This window comes from Veillonella sp. VA142, from assembly GCF_003992135.1.
Classification (GTDB): domain Bacteria; phylum Bacillota; class Negativicutes; order Veillonellales; family Veillonellaceae; genus F0422.
In genome coordinates this window covers 102,694-124,495 of the sequence record NZ_RQVN01000004.1, presented here as the reverse complement: position 1 = coordinate 124,495, position 21,802 = coordinate 102,694, and the positions used below count along the sequence as shown (strand labels likewise).

General features: G+C 39.0%; 14 protein-coding genes and 1 other annotated feature. Of the genes, 11 read left to right on the top strand and 3 right to left on the bottom strand.

Annotation, left to right across the window (positions count from 1 at the left end):
* The first annotated feature begins 78 nt into the window (after positions 1–78).
* Positions 79–188: a sequence feature (ribosomal protein L20 leader region), on the top strand.
* A gap of 5 nt (positions 189–193) precedes the next feature.
* Genes infC through rplT form a run of 3 tightly spaced genes read left to right on the top strand, consistent with a single transcriptional unit; the run spans position 194 to position 1,325 of the window.
* Entirely contained in the window at positions 194–718 is a 525-nt protein-coding gene (infC, locus tag EO117_RS03095; RefSeq protein WP_009354125.1) for a translation initiation factor IF-3, read from the top strand.
* Between the two features lie 11 nt (positions 719–729).
* Complete coding sequence (gene rpmI, locus EO117_RS03090) at positions 730–927, top strand: 50S ribosomal protein L35 (protein ID WP_009354135.1); 198 nt, start codon at positions 730–732, stop codon at positions 925–927.
* 47 nt (positions 928–974) lie between these two features.
* The gene (rplT, locus tag EO117_RS03085) at positions 975–1,325 is read left to right on the top strand and encodes a 50S ribosomal protein L20 (protein WP_126939044.1); all 351 of its coding nucleotides are present in this window, start codon (positions 975–977) and stop codon (positions 1,323–1,325) included.
* A gap of 277 nt (positions 1,326–1,602) precedes the next feature.
* On the opposite strand, the gene EO117_RS03080 is transcribed toward rplT, so the two are convergent.
* Positions 1,603–3,159, bottom strand: a complete 1,557-nt coding sequence (locus EO117_RS03080; protein ID WP_126939043.1) for a polysaccharide biosynthesis protein — start codon at positions 3,157–3,159, stop codon at positions 1,603–1,605.
* A 199-nt stretch (positions 3,160–3,358) separates the two neighbouring features.
* On the opposite strand from EO117_RS03080, the gene fba reads away from it, so the two are divergent.
* Positions 3,359–4,288, top strand: a complete 930-nt coding sequence (gene fba / locus EO117_RS03075) for a class II fructose-1,6-bisphosphate aldolase (RefSeq protein ID WP_126939042.1) — start codon at positions 3,359–3,361, stop codon at positions 4,286–4,288.
* Between the two features lie 49 nt (positions 4,289–4,337).
* On the opposite strand, the gene EO117_RS03070 is transcribed toward fba, so the two are convergent.
* Positions 4,338–5,201 carry an RluA family pseudouridine synthase gene (locus EO117_RS03070; protein WP_126939041.1) on the bottom strand — a complete coding sequence of 288 codons (864 nt, stop codon included), beginning with the start codon at positions 5,199–5,201 and terminating at the stop codon, positions 4,338–4,340.
* A 294-nt stretch (positions 5,202–5,495) separates the two neighbouring features.
* Here EO117_RS03070 and EO117_RS03065 point away from each other — a divergent pair, with 294 nt between their 5' ends.
* The 7 genes from EO117_RS03065 (at position 5,496) to EO117_RS03035 (ending at position 21,464) form a co-directional block, all read left to right on the top strand.
* A complete protein-coding gene (locus EO117_RS03065; protein ID WP_126939064.1) occupies positions 5,496–8,945 on the top strand; it encodes a pyruvate carboxylase in 3,450 nt (1,149 codons plus the stop codon).
* Positions 8,946–9,228: 283 nt separating this feature from the next.
* The gene (locus EO117_RS03060) at positions 9,229–10,422 is read left to right on the top strand and encodes a PLP-dependent aminotransferase family protein (RefSeq protein WP_126939040.1); all 1,194 of its coding nucleotides are present in this window, start codon (positions 9,229–9,231) and stop codon (positions 10,420–10,422) included.
* Between the two features lie 322 nt (positions 10,423–10,744).
* The gene (locus EO117_RS03055; protein WP_126939039.1) at positions 10,745–11,569 is read left to right on the top strand and encodes an Mrp/NBP35 family ATP-binding protein; all 825 of its coding nucleotides are present in this window, start codon (positions 10,745–10,747) and stop codon (positions 11,567–11,569) included.
* A gap of 56 nt (positions 11,570–11,625) precedes the next feature.
* Complete coding sequence (locus EO117_RS03050) at positions 11,626–12,942, top strand: M18 family aminopeptidase (RefSeq protein ID WP_126939038.1); 1,317 nt, start codon at positions 11,626–11,628, stop codon at positions 12,940–12,942.
* Between the two features lies 1 nt (position 12,943).
* Positions 12,944–13,501, top strand: a complete 558-nt coding sequence (locus tag EO117_RS03045) for a hypothetical protein (RefSeq protein WP_126939037.1) — start codon at positions 12,944–12,946, stop codon at positions 13,499–13,501.
* 124 nt (positions 13,502–13,625) lie between these two features.
* Positions 13,626–16,535 (top strand): insulinase family protein, encoded by a 2,910-nt coding sequence (locus EO117_RS03040; RefSeq protein WP_126939036.1) that lies wholly within the window; start codon positions 13,626–13,628, stop codon positions 16,533–16,535.
* Between the two features lie 231 nt (positions 16,536–16,766).
* The gene (locus EO117_RS03035) at positions 16,767–21,464 is read left to right on the top strand and encodes a TonB-dependent siderophore receptor (RefSeq protein WP_126939035.1); all 4,698 of its coding nucleotides are present in this window, start codon (positions 16,767–16,769) and stop codon (positions 21,462–21,464) included.
* Between the two features lie 62 nt (positions 21,465–21,526).
* On the opposite strand, the gene EO117_RS09335 is transcribed toward EO117_RS03035, so the two are convergent.
* A complete protein-coding gene (locus tag EO117_RS09335; RefSeq protein WP_206168585.1) occupies positions 21,527–21,697 on the bottom strand; it encodes a hypothetical protein in 171 nt (56 codons plus the stop codon).
* Positions 21,698–21,802: the final 105 nt, after the last annotated feature.

The window sequence follows — 21,802 nt, the reverse complement described above, 5'->3', positions numbered from 1 at the left end:
TGCTGTAAAGTAATAATATATAAAGTTAAAGGGGAGAGTCCTTGACAAATATGGCTTAATAGCGTATACTAATTGAGTATTAACAAGTAGAAGCCATCCGCTTCTCACCTAATGTCATGAAATATTGGGTACAGATAGTTACAAACTATGCTCGGATGGCCTTGTGCCATCCGATTTTTTTATCCCTTTGGAGGTGACTAGTATTAGCAAAGATACACCGCGTATTAATGAAGAAATCCGTGCTCGCGAAGTTCGTGTCGTAAGTGCAGATAATGATCAGTTAGGTATTATGTCTGTTCGTGATGCCTTAGCTATGGCAGAAGAACAACATTTAGATCTAGTAGAAGTAGCCCCTAATGGTAAACCACCAGTTTGTCGTATTATGAACTATGGTAAATACCGTTATGAGCAACAAAAACGCGAAAAAGAAGCAAAGAAGAAGCAAAAAACTTTCACGTTGAAAGAAGTGAAGCTTCGTCCTCACATCGAAGATCATGATTTTTATGTAAAACTTAAAAATGCAGCTAAATTCTTAGGTGATGGTAATAAAGTTAAGGTAACGATCATGTTCCGCGGTCGTGAATTGAGCCACCCAGAATTGGGGCTTAATGTGCTGACTCGTTTTGCTGGTGAATTAACTGACCAAGCGGTTGTTGAAAAAGAAGCGAAACTAGAAGGCCGAAACATGACAATGATTTTAGCTAAAAAAGGTAATTAGGAGGAAGAATAATGCCAAAGATTAAAACTCGTCGCGCAGCGGCTAAACGTTTCCAAGTAACAGGTAGTGGTGAATTCAAACGTGCAAAAGCTTTCAAAAGCCATATCTTAGAGAAAAAATCTCCAGCACGTAAACGTAATCTTCGTAAAGCTACATTGGTTAGCAAATCTGACTACAAACGCGTAGTTAAATGCTTACCATACGCATAAGATTCAAATATTTTAGTAACATATAACGATATTGGAGGAATACAATAATGGCAAGAGTAAAAACAGGCGTAACAGCGCATGCACGTCATAAAAAAATCTTAAAATTAGCTAAAGGTTACCGTGGTACACGTTCTCGCTTATTCAAAAAAGCGAACGAATCCGTAATGAAAGCATTATATTATGCTCGTCGTGACCGTCGTGCTAAAAAACGTGAGTTCCGTAAATTATGGATCGCTCGTATCAATGCAGCAAGCCGTATCAATGGTTTATCCTACAGCCGTTTCATCGCTGGTTTAACAAAAGCTGGTGTGGAAATTAACCGTAAAATGTTGGCTGACTTGGCAGTACATGATGCAGCTGCATTCGCGAAATTAGTAGAAATCGCTAAAAACGCGTAAGACAAATAGATAATGACCTATATAATAGGTTGTGCGTAGAAGAACAGTCCTTTGGGGCTGTTCTTTTTTGTAACTAGTTTTTTAGGTGGAGTGATTAGGTATTTGGTAGTATATGTTGTAGGTGGATGGCGCTAGCAGATAGCAACCTGTCTATAAAAAATACCCTTGAAAGTTATCTTTCAAAGGTATTTAAGTATATTCGTATAGACCATCTAAAGAATGGTCCAGAAGTAGGGATATTTAATTATCTAAATAACTTGAAATTTGTCATTCTTAGTTATCTAAAGAAGCGACCAACTACAGGTAATCGGGCTCCATCATTTTTGTTGAGTCCTTTCAGAACGATCATGATAGCTACATAGATAAGTGCACCTATGATAGCGGTAATCATGATATTAAAGAATGTTGGGATACTTCCTTGTAAGAGTGGATAGAAATAATACATAGCCACACCCATGATGGAGGCGGAGACGATGTTTTTACCCAATAAGATAAGGTCGATAAAGTAGCCTGTATGGCGATGAATCCAGATAAGATTCAATAGGGCAGCAAAACCAATGTCGGCGACAGTGGCATAAGCAGCACCACCAATACCTAATGCAGGGATAGCCGTTAATTCCCAGTTTAAGATGACTTTCACAATGGCTGCGATGCCCATGTTGATAACGGGAATGCGTGGTTTACCGAGCCCTTGTAGGATGCCAGTGGTCACTTGGTGAAGCCCCAAAAAGAAGATGGCCCACGCTAAGATTTGCGTGGCTTCTGCTGCACGTGGTGCATTATAAATAGTGGATACCACTGGTTCTGCCAAAACGTATAGCATCACCGTGAAAGGAATCGTTGCTACGAAGGTTAACCGCATAGAACCTGCTGTACGATAGTATACTTGTTTGATATCCTTAATGGATACAGCGTTGGAAACGGCTGGCACAATGCTTGTGGCAATGGCTGCCGTAATGATGGTGGCTAAGTTGATAAGAGGCACCGCCATACCTGATAAATATCCGTATAGCTCTGTAGCTTCATGGAGCGGATACCCGATATCGATTAATCGCCGTGGAATAATCGCTACATCTAACATGGCTACAATAGGTAACATCATACTAGCCAAGGCGATAGGGATAGATAAATTGATTAAACGACGAATGATGGACTTAGAACTTTCAGGTGGTTCTGTAGTTATCATCGGTTCGTCTAATTGTTTTGGTAGGCGATAGTAATAGTACATGAGTACCACTAAGGCACCGACCGCACCGATACCTGCCCCCAAGCTAGCACCACCAGCAGCCACATCTAATCCATAAGGCAGCAAGATATACGCCGCCCCCAACATCACTACAACACGTAGTAACTGTTCTACAATTTGGCTGATAGCCGTAGGGGTCATCATTTGCCAACCTTGTAAGTAGCCTCGATAGCAAGAAATGAGGGTGACAAAGAATACCGCAGGTGATAGAGCGATTAATGAATAGTATGCCCTAGGGTCTGTAATGAAATTAATGTCAATAAGCCATTGGGCAGAGCCATAGACGGCAATACTGAACAATAGACCGAGAACAAATAGCATTTTGAAAGAAATAGAAAATACTTTCTTGGCTCCCAATAAATCCTGTTTTGCTAATTTTTCCGCAGTCATAATAGAAATGGCAATAGGAATTCCTGCGCTGGATAGCTGCAGCGCCAATAAATACGCTGGAAATGCCATTTGGTAGATACCGATACCCTCACCGCTGAGAACACGGGATAAGAAAATCCAGTTCAAGCTACCAATAGCTTTCACCACAAATCCCGCAATCGTCAAGATGAGCGTACCCTGTAAAAATCGATTAACCATGATATCTCCTATACTGAAAGATTCGATTGAATCTATGAAAGACTCACTTTTAATTGTACCATAGAATAGGCATGTTCTCAATCATATTGACAGCCTTTGAGAATATAGATTTTTCTTGAATCGCTCTAGTAGATACGGTATAATAACAATATATAGTCATTAATAATGTATTTAATTATATATTACAAGGAGGCCCATTATGCCATTAGTATCTACGAAAGAGATGTTTGAGAAAGCCTATGTTGGAGGCTATGCCATTGGTGCGTTCAATGTAAACGATATGGAAATTATCCAAGGTATTGTGGATGCGGCAAAGGTAGAGCAAGCTCCATTGATCTTGCAAGTATCTGCAGGGGCTCGTAAATATGCTAAGCCTGTGTATTTAACAAAATTGGTGGAAGCTGCCTTAATCGATACAGATCTTCCTATCGCTTTGCATTTGGACCACGGTGATGATTTTGAAATTTGTAAAGACTGTATCGACAGTGGTTTTACGTCTGTTATGATTGATGGGTCTAAACATCCTTTTGAAAAAAATGTAGAGTTAACTGCGCGTGTAGTGGAATATGCTCACAAACACGGTGTTGTAGTAGAAGGTGAATTAGGCCGTTTAGCAGGTGTGGAAGACGATGTCAACGTTAGCGAAAAAGATGCGTTATTTACCGATCCAGAAGAAGCGGCTGAGTTTGTTCGCTTAACTGGGGTAGATTCTTTAGCCATTGCCATCGGTACAAGCCATGGGGCGTATAAATTTAAAGGTACTCCATATTTAGATTTCGGCCGTTTACAACGAGTAGGCGAATTGTTGCCGAATTTCCCAATCGTATTGCATGGAGCATCCTCTGTACCACAAGCATTCGTAGAAAAATGTAACTCCTTTGGTGGCGCAATCCCAGGTGCACAAGGGGTGCCTGAAGAGATGCTCCGTAAAGCAGCTACAATGGCAGTATGCAAAATTAATATCGATACAGACTTGCGCTTAGCGATGACGGCAAGTATTCGTGAAGTATTAGCCAATAATCCTGCAGAGTTTGATCCTCGTAAATACTTGGGACCTGGCCGTGAGGCTATCCAAGCTATGGTACAACATAAAATCAAAAATGTATTAGGTTGCAACAATAAAATTTAATTTGATTTGAGAAAAGCTGGCATGCTCTTGGAGTGTGTCAGTTTTTTTGTTATGGAATTTTATTAAAATACTCTGGTAATGGTGCTTGCAATGTGATCCACTCTTGTATCATGGGATGGATAAAATGTAGTTCTGATGCATGCAAGCATTGTTTGGTTTGCCATGTTAAGGAGCCTCCGTATAAATCATCCCCTGCGAGTGGGTACCCTAGAGCACTAAGGTGAACTCGGATCTGGTGAGTCCGTCCTGTGTGCAGGTAACAGCGCACATGGGTATGGTGTGGATGTCGTTGGACTACGGTTATATCCGTATGGGCAGGTTGCCCTAGTGGATGAGTACAACGTTCAATAATGCTACCCTCTAAGCGAGCAATAGGGAAATGAATGGATAAATTACTGACAGGAATAATACCATCGGTTATAGCATCGTATACTTTTTGGATGCGTGAATGCTGCTTGGTGAAAGCATGTTGAACCAAGGCATTCTTAGCGATGATAACGAGACCAGATGTGTCCTTATCTAGTCGATGGATGGGATGAAAGCTAGCATTTATATCATGTTGTTGAAAGTAAGCCAACACACCGTTGGCAAGTGTGTGATATCTTTCAGAAGAAGTAGGGTGCATAAGCATGCCTACAGGTTTGTTAATCACTAATAAGTGCTCATCCTCGAATAGAATATCCAAATCCATAGGAGTAGGGTCGATGTGTGATGTTTTAGTGAGGTGAACTTTTATGGAATCACCTGGATGTAGCAACGTATCCCAAGTGGCAGGTACTCCGTTCACAAGAAACGAACCCTCACGACGAAGACGACGGCGCATTGCTTGGGATATCTTTTGCTCTCGGATGGCTTGATTCATGGAGCATGGAGCATGATCTAATGAAAGTGTGAAATATAAAATAGGTTGCATAGATGTCCTTGTAGCTGAGTAAATTGTATATGTATCAAAATGTAGATTATATAATTTATCATATCATAGAAAGTGATAATATGGTCAATGATTACAAAAAATATACACATACTCTATCGTATAGACAAAAGTTGTATATCGGTTTTTTATATTCATATAATTCTTTTAGGAACTTTACCAATAACCACTGTTTATATCTAGCTAATTTCAACGTTTAGGAGTATAATGAGGTATACAAATGTCTATTCCAAATGGTAGTAATACTGGAATATGCAAAATTGAGGAGGGATTATGATGAAACAAATACGCTCGCTATTAGTAGCAAACCGTGGTGAAATCGCCATTCGTGTACTTCGTGCATGTAACGAAATGGGCATTCGCACGGTAGCTATTTATTCTAACGAAGATGCACTTTCATTACATCGCAATCAAGCGGATGAATCCTATTTAGTAGGGGAAGGTAAAAAACCAGTAGATGCATACTTGGATATTGAAGATATTATTCGTATTGCGAAGGAACATGATGTAGATGCGATTCATCCAGGGTATGGATTTTTATCTGAAAATGCTCATTTTGCACAACGTTGTGAAGAAGAAGGAATTACTTTCATCGGTCCTAAAGTAGAACATTTAGTGATGTTCGGGGACAAAGTCAATGCTCGGATTCAAGCCAAAAAAGCAGATATACCGATGATTCCTGGCAGTGATGGTCCATTGAAGGAGTTTGCAGAATTAGAAACATTTGCTGCGAAATATGGCTATCCGTTGATGATCAAAGCCGTTAATGGCGGTGGCGGTCGTGGTATGCGTGAAGTGACAAAATATGAAGAACTTCGTGATGCTTATGATCGTGCGAAATCCGAAGCAAAAATGGCGTTTGGTGATGATGATGTGTACGTTGAAAAATTAATTGTAGAGCCCAAACATATTGAAGTACAAATCATCGGTGACGAACATGGTAATATTGTGCATTTACATGAACGGGATTGCTCTATCCAACGTCGCCATCAAAAAGTAGTAGAAGTAGCGCCAGCCTTTGCCTTGTCTCATGACTTGCGTGACCGTATTTGTGCAGCAGCGGTGAAAATCATGAAACACGTGAATTATGTCAGTGCTGGTACGGTAGAATTTTTGGTAACTGGAGATGGAAACTTCTATTTCATTGAGGTAAACCCTCGTATTCAAGTAGAACATACAGTAACTGAAATGATTACAGGCATCGACATTGTGCATACGCAAATTCGTGTTGCCGAAGGTCATGCATTGCACAGTGAAGCGGTAGCTATTCCTGCACAAGAACATATTCGTTGTGAAGGGGTAGCCATCCAATGTCGTATTACTACAGAAGATCCAAACAACAATTTCATGCCAGATACAGGTAAATTGATTACGTACCGTAGTTCTGGTGGTTTTGGTATTCGTTTGGATGGTGGCAATGCTTTCACCGGTGCAGTCATTACCCCATATTATGATTCCTTGTTAGTAAAAGCTACATCTTGGGCGTTGTCCACAGAAGAAGCTATCCGTAAAATGTTGCGTTGCTTGCGGGAGTTCCGTATTCGTGGTGTAAAAACGAATGTGCACTTCTTGGTGAATGTATTAGAACATGAAGTGTTCCAATCTGGAGATTACAACGTTCATTTCATCGACGAACATCCAGAATTGTTTAACTTGAAAAAAGATAAAGATAGAGGTACAAAATTACTTCGCTACATCGCTGATGTAACTGTGAATGGTTACAATGGACACAAAGAAGAAGTGCCAACATTTGAACCTATCATTATGCCATCTAATATAGCCGGTGCACCAGCAGCGGGGACAAAACAAAAATTAGATGAATTAGGACCAGAAAAGTTTTCTAAATGGGTACAAGAACAACCAAAAGTATTGTTCACAGATACCACATGGCGTGATGCTCATCAATCCTTGTTCGCTACTCGTTTGCGTACCGCAGATATGGCCCGTGTAGCGGGTCGTGTGGCTAAAGGGTTGCCTAATTTATTCTCCCTAGAATGTTGGGGCGGCGCAACCTTTGATGTAGCGTATCGTTTCTTGCATGAAGATCCATGGGAACGGTTACGTATGTTCCGTGAACAAGTGCCAAACATCTTGTTACAAATGTTGCTTCGTGGCTCTAATGCGGTAGGATACACAAGTTATGCAGATAATGTAGTGCGTGAATTTATCCGATTAGCTGGCAAAAATGGTATCGATGTATTCCGTATTTTCGACAGCTTAAATAGCTTAGATAATATGAAGGTAGCCATCGATGAAGTACGTAATCAAGGTAAAGTAGCAGAAGTTGCCTTATGCTATACAGGAGATATTCTAGACCCTCGTCGTGATAAATATAACTTGGCATATTATGTCAACATGGGTAAAGAATTAGCAGCAGCAGGGGCTAATATTTTGGCTATTAAAGACATGGCGGGGTTGTTAAAACCTCAAGCGGCGTATAACTTAGTAAGCGCATTAAAAGATGCGGTAGACTTACCAATTCATTTACATACCCATGAAGGTTCTGGCAATGCCATATACTCCTATGGCCGTGCTGTAGATGCAGGGGTAGATATTATCGACTTAGCATATTCCGCTTTTGCCAATGGTACAAGCCAGCCTAGCATGAGTTCCATGTACTATGGTTTGACTGGACATGATCGTCAACCAACTATGAATGTAGACTATATGGAAGAAGCCTCCAATTACTTTGGATCCATTCGCCCATACTACAAAGGGGTAGACCATACTTCTTCTTATCCAAATACAACTGTATACCAACATGAAATGCCTGGTGGACAATATTCCAACTTGCAGCAACAAGCGAAAAGTGTTGGTCTTGGAGAACGTTGGGAAGATATTAAACGTGTATATCACGAAGTGAGTATGTTATTTGGGGATATCATCAAAGTAACACCATCTTCTAAAGTTGTAGGGGATATGACTTTGTTCATGGTGCAAAATAATTTGACAGAACAAGATATCTACGATAAAGGTGATACATTGGACTTCCCACAATCGGTGGTAGAATTCTTTAAGGGCTATATTGGTACTCCATACTTGGGATTCCCTGAACGTTTACAACAAATCGTCTTGAAAGGTGAAAAACCATTGGATGGACGTCCTGGTGCTATGTTGCCATCAGTTGATTTTGAACTAGTTCGTAGAGAATTAGCAGAAAAAGGGGCAGGCACTACAGATGAAGATGTAATTGCTCATTGTTTATACTCTAAGGTATTTGCTGATTATACTACGTTCAAACATGACTATTCCGATGTGAGTGTGTTGGATACACCAACCTTCTTCTTTGGTATGAAACGTGGTGAAAGTGTAGAAGTAACCATTGAACAAGGTAAAACATTGGTGATTAAATACATCCAAATGAGTGAAGCTGATGAAGATGGTAATCGCTATGTTCTATTTGAATTGAATGGTCAACCTAGAACGATTAAAATTCATGATAAACACATTAAAACAACCGGTGTGGTTCGTCATAAAGTGGACCCAAGTAAACCAGGTGAAGTAGGAGCTACATTATCCGGTTCTGTTGTAAAAATTGTGGCACAAGTAGGTCAAGCTGTGAAAAAAGGTGACGCTCTTGTGGTGACAGAGGCGATGAAGATGGAGACAACGATTACAGCGCCAGTATCTGGTGTAGTAGGTGTTATCCATGTCCGTGAAGGTAGCCGTATTGAAAGTGGCGATTGCTTGATAACTATCGAAGAACAAGCGCATGTAGCTAACTAGCTGATATAATTTATATTGTGCCGGCATGTCAAATATAGACCAAGTTATGGTGCAAATTATGATGTAAGACATAGTTTATAACATGCAAAACAGGAGCAACTCTGTTGCTCCTGTTTATCATATCCGTGGGGGAAATAGTGTGAAGTCTATACCTACTAGGATATCATATACATAGTACATAGTTCTTTACTGTATAGTTATTACTATATAATCGTGTAGCTATATGGCAGAAATGAACAGAAATACATAGAAATCAATATAAGATATAAAAGGAGTGATTCTTATGGCATTTGCATTGCCAGAACGGTCCATCAGTAAGGGCCCTAATTTCATTCGAGATGTGTTTGAACGTGGTGCAGGGATTTCTGGGTTTATTAGTTTTGGCATAGGAAATCCTGCTGGTGAAGTGGTGCCAGTAGAAGAAATTCAATCTGCCTTTGACCATATTGTACATACGAATCCATTAGAAATTTTACAATATGGCCCCATGCAAGGAGATGGCAAGTTAGCAGAGCAAACATTGCACCGTTTAGTACATGTTCATCACATGCCGACAGAAAATCAACAGTTGTTATTGTCTATCGGTGCAGGCCAAGACTTAGGCTTAGTACCTCGTACAGTATGTGATGCTGGCGATGAAGTGTACATGGATGCGTATACTTTCACTAGTGCTATTAATGCAGTGCGCAGTGTAGGTGGCAAAGCGGTGGGCATTCCTACAGATGGAGAGGGTATGATTCCAGAAGCCCTGGAGGAGGCCGCAAAATCTGGAAAAGGTAAATATATTTATCTGATTCCTAACTTTCAAAACCCTACAGGTATTACTATGCCTTTAGAACGAAGAAAAGCCATTTATGAGATTGCGAAAGCTTACGATTTGTTCATTTACGAAGATGATCCATATGGTGAAATTCGTTTCGCTGGCGAACGAGTGCCGACATTTAAAGAAATGGACACGGATAATCGCGTGCTCTATGCAGGGTCCTATTCTAAAACGATTTCTGCAGGGTTACGAGTGGGATTCTTATATGGTCCGAGTGAAGTGATTCAAGCTATCCAAGTGATGAAGAATAATTGTGATGGTCAAATGCCACTAGTCACACAACGTGTGGTAAGCTATTTGCTAGAACATATCGATTATGATGAGCAGATACAAAAGGTGTGCAAGGTGTATCAAGAAAAATGCCGAGTTATGTTGGATACATTTCGTGAATCTGGTAGCTCTAAAGTGCAACTAACAGAGCCTACTGGTGGTATGTTTGTGTGGATGACCTTACCAGACCATGTGGATTGCGATGCCTTCTTTGAAGAGGCTATTGCTCGCAAAGTAGGTATTGTAAAAAGTGGTGCCTTTGCAGCAGATGGAGTTCCTTATGGACAACATTTCCGTTTAAGCTATACTGTGCCATCTTTGGAAGATATCCGTAAAGGCATGCAAATCATTGGAGAATTGACACGTGAGTATTGTGGGGAATAAATGCTGATATAGTTAATAGCGTGTCATAAGAAGAGTGGTAAAAAATAACCTCCTCGATTACGCGATAATTGAGAAGGTTATTTTTCATACAGACCCCCGGAGGGATGAGTGCATTTATCTTGTTTCTATTATAGGAAATAAACCATAAGCGGTTAATTATAATTTACTAACTTTTAGGTGCTCGACTTTCCTGTATCCTATGTTATAATATATATACCTATAAATATATAGGATATACATGCGTTCACAGGTGTGAATGGCATTCATTGTTATGGCAAAGAAAGTTCTGAGAACTTTCAGACATATAGAAAGAAGGTTTATTATGGCATGTGGAGATAACGGTGGTTGCAGCGGTTGCGGATCCTCTAGCGGATGCGGTACGCAACAACCAGTAGATGTAACAGTAAAGACAAATGATAGAAGTCATGTGAAAAAGGTCATCGGCATTGTATCCGGTAAGGGCGGTGTTGGTAAATCCTTAGTGACAAGCTTGATGGCGGTGAGCCAATCCCGTAAAGGCAAATCTGTAGGGATTCTTGATGGAGATATTACTGGTCCATCCATTCCAAAAGTGTTTGGCTTGAAAGACAAAGTACGTAGTGATGACGGAAAATTGATGTATCCTATTGTGTCTAAAAATGGCGTAAAAGTCATGTCTGTAAACTTATTATTGGATGATGAATCGGATCCAGTCCTTTGGAGAGGACCTATAGTAGGCAATGTAGTAAAACAATTCTTCTCCGATACAGTATGGGGCGATGTAGATTACTTATTCGTTGATATGCCTCCTGGAACGGGTGACGTAGCGATGACAGTGTTCCAATCCTTACCATTGGATGGTATTATCGTGGTTACATCCCCGCAAGATTTGGTGTCCATGATTGTGGAAAAAGCGGTAAAAATGGCGGATATGATGCAAGTACCTATCATTGGTGTGGTAGAAAACTTTGCGTACTTCCATTGCCCAGATAATGGAAAAGATTATAAAATCTTTGGTGAAAGTCACATTGATGAAGTGTTGAAAAAATACAATTTATTGTTGCTAGGTCGATTACCAATCGATCCAAAAGTGGCAGAATTGTGCGACGCTGGTGAAATTGAAACGATTACAACAACAAATTTAGAATCAGTAGGCTTACCAGAGTAAGCGTGGACAATACCATAGTGTACGTTGTACCTATGGTATTTTTCATAGGAGGAATTATGTGTGAACAAAACGAAGTAACAGCTATGTATGCTGACTTTTTTGAGTATATTGAAAGCTCCACATCACCGTATCATACGGTGGAGGAGTCTTATCGACGACTAGAAGAACAAGGCTTTACACCTTTATCCATGGATGAAGAATGGGACTTAACTGTAGGAGATTATGTGATTGATGTATATGGTACTACTTTGGTGGCATTCCATATTGGAGAAAACCCTAGAAAGACATTGCGTATTGCGTCTGCCCATACCGATTTTCCAGGATTCCGGGTGAAGCCAAATCCGATGATTACTGACAAAGGCTATGGTAAGCTTAATGTAGAAAGCTATGGCGGATTAATTCAATATACTTGGTTTGACAGGCCATTGTCCTTAGCTGGTGTAGTAGTGACAAAAGGGAAAGACTCCCTAGAGTTAGATACACATTATGTCGACTTTGCTCGTCCAGTGGCTACGATTCCCAGCTTAGCCATCCATATGAATCGCCAGGTTAATGAAAAGGCTGTATTCAATAAGCAAAAAGAAATGTTACCACTCATTTTGATGCGTGGTGTAGGTGCAGAGTATGAAGATGACAAGACTCTATTAAAAGCCTTGTTAGCTGAAGAAATTGGCTGTGAACCGGCAGATATTTTATCCTATGAGTTAACCGTATATAATACGGATACAGTGGAAACGGTAGGCTTTGATGCGGAATATATCAGTGCTCCACGGTTAGACAATCTTACATCCTGTTATGCTTGCCTGCAAGGTATTATAAGTGCGAAAGAACAAAATGCTACAGGGATTCGTATGGTATTCCTATTTGATAACGAAGAGGTGGGCAGTCGTACAAAACAAGGGGGTGCCTCCCTGTTATTACCAAATGTAGTGCGCCGCGTGTACCGTGCCTTGGGATTTTCAGAGGAAGCCTGTGAAGCGGACATTGCAAAAGGCTTTATGATTTCTTCTGATGTGGCTCATGGTTATCATCCTAATTACGGAGAGAAAAACGATATTACTAATTATCCTACTTTGAATGGTGGTGTAGTTTTAAAAATTGCTAGTTCTCAATCCTATGCAGGAGATGCGGTGGCACAAGCGATTGTGACAGATTTATGTGAGACCCATGGCATTAAGCATCAAATTTATGTGAATCGCTCGGATATTCCAGGTGGCTCCACAGTAGGCTCTATTTCTTCAGCACAATTAGTGATGCGGACCATGGATGTAGGGTTACCGCTGTTGGCCATGCATTCCGCACGGGAGTTGATGGGTACCTATGACCAAATCGAGTTAAATCGGTTATTAACAGTATTTTTAGGGGAGGTATAGTATGGTTTCTATGATGGCAATTTTTGTGGCATTAGTATTAAATCGGATTTCTACACCCTTTCAACGCATGTTTTATGAACGAACCACAGTGAAAGAACAGCAAAAAGAAGAAGTTACAAAGGCATTACAATTATTGGGTATGATTGTGGTAGCTGTGTATGGGGTGACAGGAAATATTTCCCTATTAGGCATTGATGGTGTGACCATTGTACAAACCGTTCTTGCCATAGCCTTAGGTATAGGGGTTGTGCAAGTATTTGAAATCGTATCAGTATCTCATTTACGCCCCGTATTAGAAGGACAAGAAGCACCTAAGACAGTCTATGATCGCTGGATTTGGGATACCATATTTATTGTAGGTTTATTATCTGCGCATGTGCGGTATGACTTAGAATTTTCCTACATGGTGTTAGCATGGGTATTGTACATTCTTATTCCTTATGGTGTTACACGATATAATATGAGCCGTGGCATAGAATTTAGCATTGGGAAAAAGGCCTATAAATGGGGCGCTGTGATTTGGATTTTTGCAGGTCTTATTCACTTATTTGTATTATGATTCTCATTGAGAACATGATATAATAAGTTAGTATTATGACAAATTGTTATACATATATAACAACGGTTAAAACTAGCGTGCTAGGTATGACCGTTGTATGTTTAGTAGATAGAAAAGAGGTATTATGAAGTTAAATACAGTTTATGCAGGTTTTCGTGTAAAGCGAATTGAACCTGTTCAAGAGGTGAATGGCACAGCCTATATGTTACAGCATGAGCAATCTGGTGCACGTTTGTTATACATCGATACAGAAGATACAAATAAAGTATTTCATGTAGCATTTCGTACCCCTCCTCATGATAGCACTGGGGTCGCTCACATTCTGGAACACTCTGTGTTGTGTGGTTCTCGCAAATTTCCGTTAAAAGAGCCCTTTGTTGAATTAGTAAAAGGCTCTCTGAACACATTCTTAAATGCTATGACATACTCTGATAAAACTGTGTATCCAGTGGCGAGTAAGAATGATGCAGACTTTCATAATTTGATGGATGTCTATTTAGATGCCGTATTCTATCCTCGTGTAGCTAAGGATCCAATGATCGTGATGCAAGAGGGATGGCATTATGAGTTAGAATCTCCAGAAGATCCATTGACCTATAAAGGTGTTGTTTACAACGAGATGAAAGGAGTATACTCCTCACCTGATTCTCAATTGGATCATCATAAAATGGAGTTGTTATATCCTGATACTACCTATGGTCATGATTCTGGTGGATATCCTGATAACATTACAGATTTGACCTATGAAAACTTTAAAGCCTTCTATGATTCCTATTACCATCCGTCCAATAGTTATATCTATCTATATGGAGATATGAATATTGAAGAAACCTTAGCATTCATCGATGGGGAATATTTGTCAAACTTCCATGCTATTGACGTAGATTCTAGTATTGGTATGCAAGAACCTTTATCTGAACCAGTGGTGGCATCGTTTCCATATGGTATTGGCAATGATGAAAGTGATACGGGCAAAGCTATTCATTCCTTAACCTATGTATTCCCAGAAATGACATTCACCCAAAGTTTAGCTTTTGAAGTGTTGAATCATGCTTTATTTACATCTGGATCAGCACCGTTGAAAGAAGCTTTAGTGAAAGCAAATATTGGTAGTGATGTAAGCGGCTCCTACATGGATGGTATTCGTCAGCCATTGTTTGAAATTAGTGTCACAGGTTCTGAAATTGAAAATCAAGCACAGTTGCAAGAAGTGGTAGAAAGTACGTTACGCCAATTAGTAGATACAGGCTTAGATAAAGAATTATTAGAAGCCTCCTTGAATCGTATTGAGTTCATTTTGCGTGAAGCAGATTTCGGAGGTCGTCCAATTGGTCTTGCCTATGGTTTGCGAGTGATGGATAATTGGTTGTATGATAAAGATCCGATTGAATTATTACAATATGAACCAGTATTGAAAACACTTCGTGAGGGATTATCTACCGATTTCTATGAAAACCTATTGCGTACCTATATCTTAGATAACACGCATAAAGGTTTAGTATCCTTGTATCCAGAAAAAGGATTACAAGAGAAAAAAGAACAAGAAGAGACTGCTAAACTGGCGGCTATTAAATCTAATATGAGTGAGGCGGAGATTGTTCATATTATCGAGCAAACAACGAAATTAAAAGAAATGCAACAAGCGGTTGACTCTGAAGAAGCATTGGCAACAATTCCTTTGTTAGAACTATCCGATATTTCTCCTGTAGTAGAAGTCACACCACGTCGTGAAATTGACCATAAAGGTATTCGTGTCCATCATATCGATGTACCTGCACGAGGGATTAATTATGTTAGCTTGTACTTCAATATGGAATCCTTGCAAGAAAACGAAGTATTTTATGCAGAGTTATTGTCAGATGTATTAGGTCGATTAGATACGGAACGATATACCTATGCGGAGGTGGCTAAAGAAATCAATCTTCATTTAGGTGGATATACGATGGATGTATTGCCAGTAGCCATTCATAATGAACGTGATGCTTTTGTACCATTAGCAGTCGTTCGTAGTAAGGCGTTAGCATCCAACATTGGTCATTTAACATCTCTACTTGGAGAGATTGTAGGACGCACAAAGTTTGATAGCCAAGAACGCCTTGTAGAATTGTTAAAAGAAGGAAAAGCTATCTGGGATACAGAAGCATTCCGCCGTGGTAATACGATTGTTACTAACTTGCTTATGGCGAAAGTATCGAAAATTGGTAAATTTAGAGACCAAGATACGCTAGGCTATTTCCGTCGTTTAGTAGAAGTCTTAGATAATGAAACATTATTAGCTGGTGTGACAGAACAATTGGTGAAAGTACAACAACGTTTGTTCCGTAAGGATAATTTGGAGGTGTCTTTTGTAGGTACTACGGAAGAATTAGATACATTCTTAGTACATTTAGACGATATCACTGCTGTTTTAAGTGATGATAGTTGGGAAGCACAGCTAACAATGACTCAATCCTATGTGAATGAAGGTTTAGCTACCTCTGGTAAGGTACAATATGTGGCAAAAGGTGGTAACTTCCGTGATCATGGTGGAACACATACTGGGACGATGAGCGTTTTAGAAACTATGTTGCGCTACGATTATTTATGGAATTTGATTCGTGTGCAAGGTGGGGCGTATGGAGCCTTTGCTAATTTCCATAATAATGGTAATATGGTATTCTGTTCCTACCGTGATCCTAACTTGGAGAATACATTGCAAGTGTATGATGGATTGCCAACCTATTTGCGCGAATTAGATTTATCTCCACGAGAAATGCGTAAATATATTATTGGTACCATGAGTGGCCTAGATGTATCTAATACACCATTCCTACAAGGTGCTCGTGCTATGAGCTTATACTTTGGCAAGACCAATGAAGCAAATATGACTGCTTTCCGTCAACAAGTGTTGGAAACAACAGTAGAAGACTTACGAGGATTAGCAGATGTCATTGAAAAAGTACTACGCGATAACCACATCGTTGTCATGGGTAGCGAACAACGCATCAAAGACGCGGAACAACTCTTTGACAAAGTGGGTAACTTGCCACAATAATCATGACATACGAGAAGTAGTTTATATAACTGCTGATATAGAAAAGTCATACCCTTATCTGGAAACAGATAGGGGTATGGCTTTTGTGCTGTTATACTACAATTGACAGATTATAGATTGTATAGCCTTAATAATTTATAAGAGAGATGATTTATTTCTTGACAGTACCTATTTGAAAGTCATATAGTAAATATGATAATCATTACTACTTTATGGAAGGATGTGTTGTAAATGTATAGAAGTAAGAGAGCATGGATATCAGGAGCTATAGCATCTTGGTGTTTACTTTCATTAAGCAGTGTGCAAGGTGCAACAGCAGATTCTGTATATGTAAGTGCAAATCCAATTATAGAAAGTTTAAAAGATGAAAGTTTATCAACAACAGTGATTTCAAAAGCAGATATTGTTAACAAGCAAGCTAAATCTGTGGAAGATATTATTTTTACTGAAACTGGGGTAAGTCGAACTGTAGATGCTATGGGTCGAGTGGCTCTATCAATTCGTGGAGCAGAGCCTCGTCATACGCTAATTCTTATTAATGGTCAGCCAGTGATGGGTGAGATGGAAGCCTATTTAGGTCAAGGGGATGAATTGCAACGTTTAGGTGCAGAATCCATTGATCGTATTGAGGTTATTAGAGGGGCTTCTTCAGCTAAATATGGAGCGAATGCCATGGGTGGCGTCATCAACGTGGTAACTGCAAAACCGACTAAACATAGTCAACTGGAGTTGAATGTAGAAGGACGTAGAATAAGAGGCGACCATGGTGTGTTACCTTATAAGAATATATTTATTAGAGCTAATTCCGGAAATATAGGGAAAGGTAGAGTTTCTTTATATAGTAGTAAACGGGATATTATGCCTATTTATAGTCAAAAAGAATTTATAGGGGCCATGAATCAATCGGGGAGTGTGCATAATGCATTACGATACTATGGAGATATTAAAGAGCTAGGATTTCATGCTGAGTATGATGCCAATGCAAATCATCATTTCAGTGTACAGTCTACACATTGGAAGGAAGATACAAATAGGGATATTAAACATTCCAATGATGCTCCTGATCCAGTAGTACATTATGGAAGAAATATAGAACGATGGAGACATCAACTTACATACGCAGGAAATAATCAAAAAAATCTAGACTGGAAAGTTGATCTATCTATTTATAATCAGAAAGAATTTGATAAAACAATTTCATCTACCGCTATCTTTTCTCCCTATGAAGGCAAAAATACGCTACATTATATTGATGATGTGAAGCACCGTGAATGGAAATTAAATGCCACTTTAAATCAACAAGTAGGTAACCATCATTTTTTATCCTACCGAGTGGGCTATAGTGAAGAGAACGGCTCAGGTAGTCGGTTGAAAAGTGCGAAGTCTATACATACAAGATATATAAATCCATGGGACTTTGATAAAAATCTTCATAGTGATAAAGGTGTTGGTGAGCCTAGTTCCAAAGTCTATGATTATGCATTATATCGTGATGAAGCAGATATACCACAATATGATCAGGCTTATGAGTTATATGGGTATAAAAATCACCAAGGGAAGGCGGTCATTCCTAGCTATACCTATCAGGATTATACCAATGATGTAGAAGATGAAGATAGAATTCATAGATTTGCAGAAGAATTGCGTGCTGAAAATGAAAGTCTACGAACACCTAATGAGGATGGTGATTTGCCAGATGATGATATTATTATGCGTCGATACTATGATGCAAAAACGTTAAAATGGCATGGGAAAACATTTACAGAAGAGGGAACAAGTCGTAGAAATCGCCAGACTATTGGTACTTCAAATATTAGAAAAATGAACATTGCCATTTCAGATTTTTGGCAGTTAAATAAGAATACATTCTTCACACCTATCCTTCGATGGGACAATAGTAATTTATTCGGTAATACAGTGACATTTAATTTAGGGCTAACTCATTATGTACATGGAAATAGAAACTATCGAATCAAAACCAATGTGGGAACTGCTTATACAGAACCAGGGATGGGGGAATTATACTATAACTGGGAAATGTATGCAGGGATGCCATATGATTTTGGTGTTGGTAAGTTAGGTTATTATTGGATTGGCAATCCTAATTTAAAACCAGAAAAATCTATCAATGTAGACCTTGGTTTTGAATATGATACGAAACGATTACACAGTCGTATGATGGTGTTCCATAATGATATAAAAAATTATATGACAACCTATTTTACCGGGAAGTTGATGAATTTTAATCCAGATGCAGGTAAGAATACGTGGATAACGCCTCCAGATATGATTTATAGCTTTAAAAATATAGGGAAAGCTGAAATTACAGGTGTAGAAGGAGAAATAAAATATGCCCTCAACACTAACCTTTCTACACGACTCGGCTATACTTATTTACATGCTCGTAATATCAGTGACCCAACGATGCCGGCACAGTTATTAAATAAACCTGTACATAAAATCGATATAGGATTGCAGTATGAAAATAAAAAATCTGGTTGGCAAGCATCTCTTTGGGGAGATTACTATATTCATATGTTAGATAGTAATACTATTGCTAATAATGGTAACTATGTACATAATGATTTGGGCAATGGCGATTCACAATACGCTTTTGCAGAAAAAGGGAAACAAACCTACGAAAGAAAAAGTTTTGCTATTTGGAATGCTATGCTCCAAAAGAAAATAGGAAAAGATTCCCTTGCCTACATAGGTGTTGATAATATCTTTAATCATCGTGATGATGCCCAAGCTCATCAAGAGCGAATGTATAAAGTAGGTTTACACATGAAATTTGGGGCGGATAGTAGTGAACGCAGCTACCAAGGAATTACAAGGTTATCACAGAAAACTTTTAATACGCCGTTGAATTGGTTCATCCGTCAAGAATCTATCCAAGAACCTCTTACATTTTTCGGGTCCTATCATGGTGCGTGGAGTAGTTTTACAGGTAAAGAAAAACCTACAGAGGCTAGAGTGACAGCAACAAGTACCATTGGAGATGCATATAAAAATTATTTAGAAAAGGCTAATCATGGTTATAGTTCCACAGTACAGGTAGGAGTGAAAGGAACTGTGACTAAAGATACCTCGATAGATGTTGCGGTAGAGACTAAATCATATAAGGGAAAAGAACAGTCAATTGATGCTGGAATGCATGCAGGCATACAATCAGTAACGGTAAAACGATTAGAAGTCAATCATCATAAGAATGACTGGAAATGGTCGGTTGGTCGTTTATATGAAGCCCTTGGCACGACTGGATACTGGTTTAATGATTCCTATGATGGTGTGAGAGCCATATGGTCAAGCCCGATGACAGAAGTACGAATGGGATATGGAGATTTCCGTCGTAGTACTGGTATTACCGATTCTGCTTACACACATGCTGTTAAAACATCATTTAGTAGACCACCAACAAAAGATGAATGGTTAGGACAAGGTTCATTTGATAAGACGGGCTTAACAGGAGAGTATACAGATGGTAGTGTGCATGTAAATAATTTTAAAACGCTACGGGATAAACTAGAAGCAGCTCAATCTCCAGAAGAGGAAAAAGCAGTTATAGATACATATATGAAGGTCATTGAAAAAGATGACCCTAAATTGTATGAAAAATTACATGATCGAAGTGGTCAATACTATATGAATAGTTTCATATGGAGGAAAGTGACTGTTACTAATACGGCTGGTCAAGTTGTAGGTGAATATATGACTACGGACTTGCCACAAGTATATACTAAGAGCGCTTCTAATGATACAGCATTGTTAGAAAAAGATGCTACAAAAGCTTGGGATGTAACAATGCAAGTAGGAGAAAATAAAGAGGATTGGTCCAGGTATGTATCTAACTCTGGCTTGTTAAAAGATGGATCCTATAAGTTACATTCAGACTTTTACGGGTATGGAACCTATTTAGGAAATGATGTACTAGAGGATTTGGGAACGATAAATCGTGGTAAACGGTACGGTGGAATCATTTTATCTAAATTTGATGCTTCCAAATTTGTTCGCATGACACAAGAGGAAGCGAAAGCAAAAGCAATTACATCGCTTTGGAATAAAGATACAGCATGGATGACATTGACTAAGAAACTACCTAATGGATCTAGAGCAACTGGATTCGTGAAGAGTAATATTTCGCCATTAGCTAAACGTGTCTTGTTGTTGTTAGCGAGTGAGCTGTGGAAACCGGAGAATAATAGTTCACTTCCTTTACACTTGTTAGAACAAGAAGGGTATCGTGTTCCTGTTGTTGGTAATGTACTTGTTCAAGATACGATTCCATCTGTTAATAAAGCATTCTTTACACAGCTTAAACATCAAATTGGTCGACATTGGGGTGTACAAGCTTGGTATATGCGATCAACACAGGATTCAACTCATACATTGCAGTATGCGAATGCTTCTGGAAATGATGTGTATCAATATAATCAGGTAGCTAATGTACTCGGAGTAGGGCTAGTATGGAAGCCATCTGATACGTTAACTGTGTCAGCAGATATAGGGCAAAATAGAACATCTTTTGGTAAATATTTAAATGGTGAAAATCAATATACCTATGATAATAGTGTTATTACTTCCAAAGGTAGACGCATTGGTTCATACCCTAAATTCTGGACGATTCGGTTAGATGTGGGTCATCCAGAACAGAAACATGTTGGTTCCTGGAATGCATATGCAGACTATAAATACTTTGAGCATGGATCATTTATCGGTGGTAATGGAACTAATTCATTGCCAGATCGTTATTTAGATGGTGTACAAAGCTTTACTGTAGGAGGTAGATATACGCCATTACAGGATGTTAATGTATCTGCATCTTATACATTCAATGCAAAAGGTATTCATAGTAGAGATACTTTATATGGAGGAGAAAAATTTGATTTAGGCGATTATACTAAGATAGCTGTCGAATATAAATTTTAATCTATAAATGGTAAAAGCCATACCTTATCTGAGAAATCAGATAGGGTATGGCTTTTATTAGTTTATGCATCTTTAATATCATGTTCAACACCTAATCCTGCATCTAGTGCAGCAATTCCATCCCTAATGTATTGAAGGTTTTCTTTAGAGTAAAACGGGTCTACTCTTACCTTAACGGAATGATGAGGTTCATTTTTTAAGGCAACATTATTTTTTAAATTTGACTGTTCCATAATAGTCCCCTCCTAAATGTTTATTATATAACTGCAAATAGATAATCTATAGAAAATATGATAAGAAACGAACACCAGAATAATCTGATGTGCGAATTTTTACTG